Origin of the sequence: Clostridium sp., from assembly GCF_030532265.1 — a bacterium.
In the GTDB taxonomy this organism is placed as follows: domain Bacteria; phylum Bacillota; class Clostridia; order Clostridiales; family Clostridiaceae; genus Clostridium.
Window position 1 is genome coordinate 4,609 of the sequence record NZ_JAUNLM010000060.1, and the last position, 7,476, is coordinate 12,084.

9 protein-coding genes and 1 pseudogene are annotated in these 7,476 nt (G+C 24.3%); 3 read left to right on the forward strand and 7 right to left on the reverse strand.

Annotated elements, in window-relative coordinates:
* Positions 1 to 196 precede the first annotated feature (196 nt).
* On the forward strand, positions 197 to 538 hold the full coding sequence (locus Q4E08_RS10410) for a hypothetical protein (protein WP_303130757.1): 342 nt from the start codon (positions 197 to 199) through the stop codon (positions 536 to 538).
* Positions 539 to 575: 37 nt separating this feature from the next.
* Here Q4E08_RS10410 and Q4E08_RS10415 read toward each other — a convergent pair whose 3' ends face one another.
* Positions 576 to 2,444, reverse strand: a complete 1,869-nt coding sequence (locus Q4E08_RS10415; RefSeq protein WP_303130758.1) for a DpnII family type II restriction endonuclease — start codon at positions 2,442 to 2,444, stop codon at positions 576 to 578.
* 250 nt (positions 2,445 to 2,694) lie between these two features.
* Between Q4E08_RS10415 and Q4E08_RS10420 the strand changes: the two genes are divergently transcribed.
* Positions 2,695 to 3,270, forward strand: coding sequence for a hypothetical protein (locus Q4E08_RS10420; RefSeq protein WP_303130759.1), 576 nt, complete (start codon positions 2,695 to 2,697; stop codon positions 3,268 to 3,270).
* Between the two features lie 90 nt (positions 3,271 to 3,360).
* Here Q4E08_RS10420 and Q4E08_RS10425 read toward each other — a convergent pair whose 3' ends face one another.
* The 3 genes from Q4E08_RS10425 to Q4E08_RS10435 form a co-directional block, all read right to left on the reverse strand.
* The gene (locus tag Q4E08_RS10425; RefSeq protein WP_303130760.1) at positions 3,361 to 3,702 is read right to left on the reverse strand and encodes a helix-turn-helix domain-containing protein; all 342 of its coding nucleotides are present in this window, start codon (positions 3,700 to 3,702) and stop codon (positions 3,361 to 3,363) included.
* A 938-nt stretch (positions 3,703 to 4,640) separates the two neighbouring features.
* Positions 4,641 to 5,222 (reverse strand): hypothetical protein, encoded by a 582-nt coding sequence (locus tag Q4E08_RS10430; protein WP_303130761.1) that lies wholly within the window; start codon positions 5,220 to 5,222, stop codon positions 4,641 to 4,643.
* A 49-nt stretch (positions 5,223 to 5,271) separates the two neighbouring features.
* Complete coding sequence (locus Q4E08_RS10435; RefSeq protein ID WP_303130762.1) at positions 5,272 to 5,868, reverse strand: recombinase family protein; 597 nt, start codon at positions 5,866 to 5,868, stop codon at positions 5,272 to 5,274.
* Between the two features lie 221 nt (positions 5,869 to 6,089).
* Between Q4E08_RS10435 and Q4E08_RS10440 the strand changes: the two genes are divergently transcribed.
* Positions 6,090 to 6,281, forward strand: a complete 192-nt coding sequence (locus tag Q4E08_RS10440; protein ID WP_303130763.1) for a BhlA/UviB family holin-like peptide — start codon at positions 6,090 to 6,092, stop codon at positions 6,279 to 6,281.
* A 79-nt stretch (positions 6,282 to 6,360) separates the two neighbouring features.
* Here Q4E08_RS10440 and Q4E08_RS10445 read toward each other — a convergent pair whose 3' ends face one another.
* From Q4E08_RS10445 to Q4E08_RS10450, 3 genes and pseudogenes are all read right to left on the reverse strand, one after another.
* Positions 6,361 to 6,873 (reverse strand): hypothetical protein, encoded by a 513-nt coding sequence (locus Q4E08_RS10445; protein WP_303130764.1) that lies wholly within the window; start codon positions 6,871 to 6,873, stop codon positions 6,361 to 6,363.
* Positions 6,874 to 7,006: 133 nt separating this feature from the next.
* On the reverse strand, positions 7,007 to 7,153 hold the full coding sequence (locus tag Q4E08_RS12165) for a sigma factor-like helix-turn-helix DNA-binding protein (protein ID WP_368410197.1): 147 nt from the start codon (positions 7,151 to 7,153) through the stop codon (positions 7,007 to 7,009).
* Positions 7,099 to 7,476: pseudogene (locus Q4E08_RS10450) on the reverse strand (hypothetical protein); the annotation flags it as partial. The pseudogene Q4E08_RS10450 and the gene Q4E08_RS12165, both read right to left, overlap by 55 nt.

The window sequence follows — 7,476 nt, forward strand, 5'->3', positions numbered from 1 at the left end:
TTTTATCATTCATTTTGATACTAAGTTATGACACCTTTCTATATATCTATTTTACATAAACTTAAGAACGGTGTCAATACTTAAAATTTATGAAACTATGATTAAAGTTACACTTTTATACAAAGCATCTATATTATAAAAATATTTACTAAATAAAACCATTTAATCTATAATTTAAAGTTAGGAGGTGATAAAAATGATAGTAAGTTTACCTTTAAGATTAACTGAATATGGAAATCCAGGATATAGAATTCCTAGATCAGTTACTATAACTTATGAAGACGGAACTCAATTAAATAATATTCAAATAATTGATTCCTCTATTACAATTATGCCGTTTACCATGCCGATGTCTAGTGGGTATGATTCAACTGGTACAAGAATAACTAATATAGTTGGATTTGATGGAATTAATTTACTTAAACATTGTCCTTCTTGCGACTTAGACAAACCAACAACTGATTTTGGTTGGAGCGGAAGAGTTACTACTAGAAGAAGAGACCAAAGTGAATGTAGCAATTGTAGAGCTTCTTATTAAAAAAAGGAGTAGATATTTTCTACTCCTTTTTTTAATACTATAAATTTTCAATTAAATATTCTAAAGCACCTTTTTCAACCATATCTAAGTTAAATATATGTCTCATATTATCAAATGCATCTCTTAATGGCTTTTTAGATGTATTCCACCCTAACCCATCAGTTATCCAACAAAACTCAAATCCATTAGCCTTCATGTATTTATCCAACTTAGTGAATTCATTAGCAACAGTCTTTAGTTTTGAACCTCCACCATTATAATAGTTAACTTCAGCAAGTAACAATTTTCCATTATTATTTATAGCAAAATCATATCTTCTAGCACTTTTATCTGTAGGTACTACAATTCCCCACATTTCATTGATTTCTTTAACTGTGGCTTGTGTTTTGTATTCCCATCCATGTTTATTACATATTTTTTTTACCGCAACCTCTACTATATCTTCCATAGCAGTTCCTGTTCTGTTTTTTCTAGCATTGCTATCTAATCCAACTTCAACCCCAAGCACATAATCAACTAAGCTTTTTATTGTCTTATCTTTAAATAAGTTTAATAAATTAGTTTTTTTCAAAAATTCTATCGCATCATTTAATTCTTTTTCATCTAAATCATCTTTTCTAGTTCTTTTTTTACTAAAATCAAACTCTTTAAAATTCATTAAATCAGCTTCTGTAGGTTCTAAAATTTTAAAATCTTTATCTCTACTAGCTACCAATATAGGGAAAACATTTATAACCTGCGGATTTTCAGCAATTAGTTCTTTAGCTTCTTGTTCTATATTTTCTTTTCCTATTAGGTAATTTAATATATTTAAAGATTTTTCAACTGACTTCATATTTCCAATTGCTTTTTCCCAATTTACAAAATAATCCCAACCCTTTATAGTATCCTTAACATCACAAATTAAATGTTCAAAAACTTCATCTGCATTTTTAAAATTCAATTTTTCTTTATAAACATTTGAAATATCTTCCAATTTCTCATCATCTCCAATATAAACTCTATTATCTTTTTTATAGTTAGTAATTAATAATTCTGATATTCCACCTCTATCAGCTCCTTTAGAATTTATAAAACGATTAGCGTATATTCTTTGTATATTAAAGCTTTTGTACATTTTTTCAAAAAAATCATCATTTTTATTTAAAATTCTAGGGTCTGAATTACTTAGCATTAATTTAGCTCCTAATTCTGATAACTTAGTATAAAAGTTTGCTAACTCTTGTTGTGAATCATCATTGAACCCACCTTTATTATAGGCACTAAAGCCACCTATAGTAACAGGTCTATAGGGCGGATCGAAATAAACAAATGTTTTTTTATTAACATACTTTTTCAACTCAGTATATTTTAAATTTAATATAGTTACAATTAATTCTCCATTATCATTTCTTTTATTTAATAGACTTGAAATTTTTCTTAATTGCTCTTCATAAAAAATTGTAGGATTCTTATATTTTCCTATTGGAACATTAAAGTCTCCTTTTGAATTCTCTCTATATAACCCATTAAAGCAAGTTTTATTTATAAATATAAAATAAGCTGCTAACTCTATTTTACCTACATCATTACTATTAAACTTGTCTCTTATCTCATAATACATTTTCTCTCTATCTTCAGATAGCTCTTCAAAAGATAAATATTTTTCTTTAATATCATTTAATGATTCAATAAGTAAATCAATATTATCTCTAATAACTTCATAAACATTTATTAATTTTGAATTTATATCATTTATTATATATTTTTCAAATCTATCAGAACTTAAAAAATCTAAAAATACTGCTCCAGCTCCTACAAATGGTTCTATGTATGTTGTTAAATTATTTATTTCTTCTGGTAATTCTTCTATTATGGTAGGAATTAATTGAGTTTTACCTCCTGCCCATTTTAAAAATGGTTTCATTCAACTTCCTCGCTTTCTTTAAATTAAAAACTTTTTTATTATATCATTAATTTTTATTAATTTAAATTAATAAATTGCTTATTTAAAATATACAGTATAACCTATTTTATTTTCTTTATAATATATTCAACATTTAAAGCTATAAAATAACAAATACAAAATACCAAAAAATCTTATAACATTATTTTTATATATATTAATTAAAAAAATGAAAATGGTTTATAATATATAATAATTAAAGGAGGTTTCTATGAATTACAATTCTTATTCTGATAAAAATTTAAATAAAAGTCTTAATATCTTTTTTAATGAAGATGATGGTTTATTTAAGAATTTCCGCTTAGAATATTTAAATATATTAAACACTAATATAGATAACAAATATTTAAAAAATTTCACAAATGAACCTTTTCCCTTAGAATTTAATTTAAATACATCATTAGGTAAAAGTATAAATTTTATAACATATATTGATATAGATAAAATTTATAAAATTTTAGAAGAAAATAAATATAAAATTATGAAAATTAACTTAAGCGAAATAGATATGATACAACCATTAAAAACGAATGGAGTACCAAGAATATTAAATAAGCCTATATTATTATTAGATGGAGTATTTAATAATATTTTCATTCAAGAAAATCATTACTATTCAATAGATGGAAGAAATAGAATAAAGAATGCTTATTTAAATAATCAAAAAGATATTGAAGCATATATAGTTAATGATGAAATAATATTAAAATGTGCAATAAATAATTTAAACAAACTAGCATTAGAAATATTATTAAAATACAATTATTACTTCGGAAGAACATTTTAATACATTAAATTTAATTTTTAATCTTAATTTAAATATGTTCAATTTATATCAAATTGAACATATTTTTTATCTTTTGTAATAATAAATAAACTAATATTTATTATTTTTAACTCTATTTATTGTTCCAACACTAACATTATATTCTTTAGCCAATTTTCTTTGAGATAAATTGCTATTTTGTATGTCTTTAACTTGTTGCTCTGTTAATTTTTTATTTTTAACTCCTCTAAAAACTATATATCCGTTTAATCCTTGTTTTACTTCTTTACACGTTGGCTTTAAACTTCTTAATTTTAAAATTTCAAGTTCTTTATTAGTATAATTATAACTATTAGGCTTTTTTGGTAAAATATAAAATCTTTGAAAAAATTGTTTTAAACTTTTATCATCTTTTAAAGTAATATTATAAATTTCTTTATTATTTTTATTCATATAATCTATCCTTTATATGCTCAATTTGTAAATATTATAACATTAATTTATTATAAAGTATTATTAAAAAATTTTATTGTATTAATAATATTTTATAATATTGAACTGGAACGAATGAGGGAGGCAAGGACGCAGTTATTCCCTTATTAATAGATATAGGCTATATCTATCAATAAGGAAATAACTGCATTATACTAAATACTGAACTGTATACTCAGTCGGTCGGCTCATCTGCACCCTATCTGTTACGTGTTAATCACCTACTAGCTTTCTACATTACGGTTCTATCCTAATGCTAATCTTCTAGTAGTTCCCGAACAACTATGTTCCTAGAACTCCCACACCTGACCTTTACGTTGTCATCACGCTTATACCCATAACGCCTAAAGATAGGGATTAGGCTCTATGCTATGGAGGTTCACTTTCTGCATTGGCTGAACTCACCCTTAATTTATAGTTTCCAGCTTAACTCACAGTAAGTATTTGCGTTATCACAACGAATTTTGCTTACTATGCTCCTATTTTAGTTATAGGCAACTATTACTGTTTTAAAGTCAGTAATTACTAACCTTAACTCTTTATATTAATCTAAATATAAAAAGCCTTTAGTATTTGCAATACTAAAGGCTTGAAATTTTCTTTATAATCTTGTATACTCTATTCATAACTTGAATAAAGTAAATTATAAAGTCTTTCTAACATTTCTTTATGTATTGCCGTACATACTGGAATTGGCTTATATATCTGTTTGCCGACTGATATATAAGAGTTGAAGGACTTTTTTATTTTATTTTAAAACTTGTCCTAATTTTACCACAAAACTAATACAAATTCTAATACTTTTTTATATATATATATATAAATTTTAAATTACTTAATAATTTTTTTAATGTCTCATATTCAATTTAAAATAATGATACAAGGCATTTCTTTACCTCTTATTTATGCTTATCCATATATTCTAATATAGCATAACTAAAAATTTCTATAACTTTCTTATCCTTATGATTTTTTAAATATTTATCTAACTGCTCTTTTACTTCTGTATAAAGTCTTATACTTTTAGTTGATGTTTCTCTGGTATTATTAATAATATACCTTTTTTCATCTAAATTTTTAGTATAACTCTTAATTTTATTAAATTCTTTTTCTATATTGCTTAACCTTAACTCTAAATTTATTATTTTAGTATTTCTTTCTGTATCTTTTTTAGTATTAAAATTGTGTATGTTTATATTTCTTTTAGTACTCTTATTTGTATTGTTATCTATATTATTGTTTTTATTTACCTCTAATATTGTGTTTTCTTTTGTATTAGTTATTATATTATAATTTTTTATCTTTTCATATATCCTCAATTCTTTATTAAACTTATAACCGCCTCGTTTTAATCTAGTCTTAACACTACTATTTCCCCATCCCATACTTTCTGCAAACTTATTTACACTCATACCATTTTGCAATGAGTTATTTACCAGTTCTAATAACTCACTTGTTTTTACCTCACTTATATCCCTCATGACTTAACACCCACTTAAATATATTTTTAATTGTAATATATTTTGTATTCTATATAGTATTAAATTTCCCTTTTCTTTTATTATTTTCTCTTATTAATGTACTCTTACTAATACCTAATAATCCTGCTACTTCATTATAACTTTTATCTCCACCATTTACAGTAAGCATTGATAAAGCATTATCTAATTGTTTATTTGTATACTTCTTTGGTCTTCCTTCCTTAAACCCTTCTTTTGTTCTAGCTATTGCTTTTCCTTCTTGGGTTCTTTCAATAATCATGTCTCTTTCAAATTCAGCAAAGCTAAAAAATATGTTTCTTATAAGCTTACTTGCTGCAGTATTATCCATTACTCCTATGTTAAGTATATTAACTCTAATACCTCTCTCTATAAGTTTATTAACTAGCTCACTTCCTTGAGCAATACTTCTAGCAAATCTATCTAACTTAGTAACTACTAACATATCTCCTATCTTTAATTTATCCAATAACTTATTAAATTCTGGTCTATCTGTTTTGCATCCAGTAAAACTATCTGAATAGATCTTCTCACATCCATTTTTCTTCAATAAATCTATTTGACTTTCTAAACTATTTCCGTCCTTAGCTTGTCCTCTTGTACTTACACGAGCATATCCATAAATCATTTTTTCACCTATTTTTTATCATTCATTTTGATACTAAGTTATGACACCTTTCTATATATCTATTTTACGTAAGCTTAAGAACGGTGTCAATACTTAAAAATTTAGGCACTTAAATATTTACCTTATTTCTCTAATAATATTTATAAACTTAACTTTTTTAATTTACATAATATTGTATTTATTATTTATATACTTAAAATATTATTTTTAGGAGTAGATTTATGGATAAACAATTATTTGAATTTATAATTAGCCAAGGAAGTTTTGCTGTATTATTTTTATACTTATTATTTTATGTTTTAAAAGAAAATAGTAAAAGAGAGGAGGTCTATCAAAAAGTTATTTCTGAATTATCTGTTTCATTGCCTAATATAAAAAAAGATATAGAAGAAATTAAAAATAAAATAAGTTGAAAATACTATAAAAATAAAAAAGCCAGTAGGATTTAACTTTCCTACTAGCTTTTTTAATATTTTGAAATCTAAATCATTATTAATTCCAATTACCATATACTATTGTATTAGTGGAACTCGTAGCTACTCCTGTATTAATGAAGTGACCTTCAAGGTTACGTACAAAATGTCCTCCCCCATTTGGAATATAAGCTTTTTTTATTGCCAAATTCTGTTTCATACTATCTCCTGTTCTAGCATCATCTGCTGGGATAACCATACATCCAGTGTTAAGACTATCCATAGGAGCTCCATAAGGAGAATATATTTGCGCTTTACCATCAATTTTAAAATGATAACCGGCAGTCGAATTATGAAACCTATAATTCATCCAGTTAGCTATTGGAGCACTATCCAAGATATATCCTTCCCCAAATTTTCCGCTACTATTTAGAAACCAAATTTTTTTATGCCTTTTTCCACTTATTGTTTTATATTCGAAAGAATAAGTGAATCTTTCCTTGTGATATAAAGTACCTATCTTGCTACCACTTGAATTAACTACATTAATATTTTTCCCACTCATATTTATTCCTAAAAATGATGCTGCCATAAAATTATCTCTCCTTTATTTTTAATTTTATTATAAACACATATAGTAATAATAAAATTTAAGTAAAAATGTAAACTTTAATCTTTTTAAAATTTTGATATATAATAATAAACAATAAATTAAAAAGGATTTTTTATAAAAACTCCTTTTTTAATTTATTTAATGCACGTAATTTAGTCTGATTAATAGATTGTCTTGATACTTTTAATTTTTGTGATAAATCATTTACGGAAATACCCTCAAAAAAATAGAGTATATTATATAATTTTCTTTCTCTGATAAATTAGACAATGACAGAATTAAATCTATTTCTTCAATACATTTGGATGATTTTTCTTCTTTAAAATATTTGTAATCAAGCTCCAATACGGATGAATCCTTAAAATTTTTTTTACTTAAATTAATATATTTATTTTTTATTGAAGAATTTATATAAGATATAACATATTTATCTTCAGTAAGTTTATTTAAAGGAATTTTATTTACTATTTTTATAAAAAGTAAATAAAATTCTTGCATAGAGTCTTCAAATGATAGCTTAGAAGCATACTTTTTAAATAAAGGAGTAAATTGTAATATAAGATTTTCTAAAATTATAGGATT

Coding starts and splice junctions, on each gene's coding strand:
- Q4E08_RS10410 (WP_303130757.1), top strand. CDS start 197: ATGATAGTAAGTTTACCTTTAAGATTAACTGAATATGGAAATCCAGGA.
- Q4E08_RS10415 (WP_303130758.1), bottom strand. CDS start 2,444: ATGAAACCATTTTTAAAATGGGCAGGAGGTAAAACTCAATTAATTCCT.
- Q4E08_RS10420 (WP_303130759.1), top strand. CDS start 2,695: ATGAATTACAATTCTTATTCTGATAAAAATTTAAATAAAAGTCTTAAT.
- Q4E08_RS10425 (WP_303130760.1), bottom strand. CDS start 3,702: ATGAATAAAAATAATAAAGAAATTTATAATATTACTTTAAAAGATGAT.
- Q4E08_RS10430 (WP_303130761.1), bottom strand. CDS start 5,222: ATGAGGGATATAAGTGAGGTAAAAACAAGTGAGTTATTAGAACTGGTA.
- Q4E08_RS10435 (WP_303130762.1), bottom strand. CDS start 5,868: ATGATTTATGGATATGCTCGTGTAAGTACAAGAGGACAAGCTAAGGAC.
- Q4E08_RS10440 (WP_303130763.1), top strand. CDS start 6,090: ATGGATAAACAATTATTTGAATTTATAATTAGCCAAGGAAGTTTTGCT.
- Q4E08_RS10445 (WP_303130764.1), bottom strand. CDS start 6,873: ATGGCAGCATCATTTTTAGGAATAAATATGAGTGGGAAAAATATTAAT.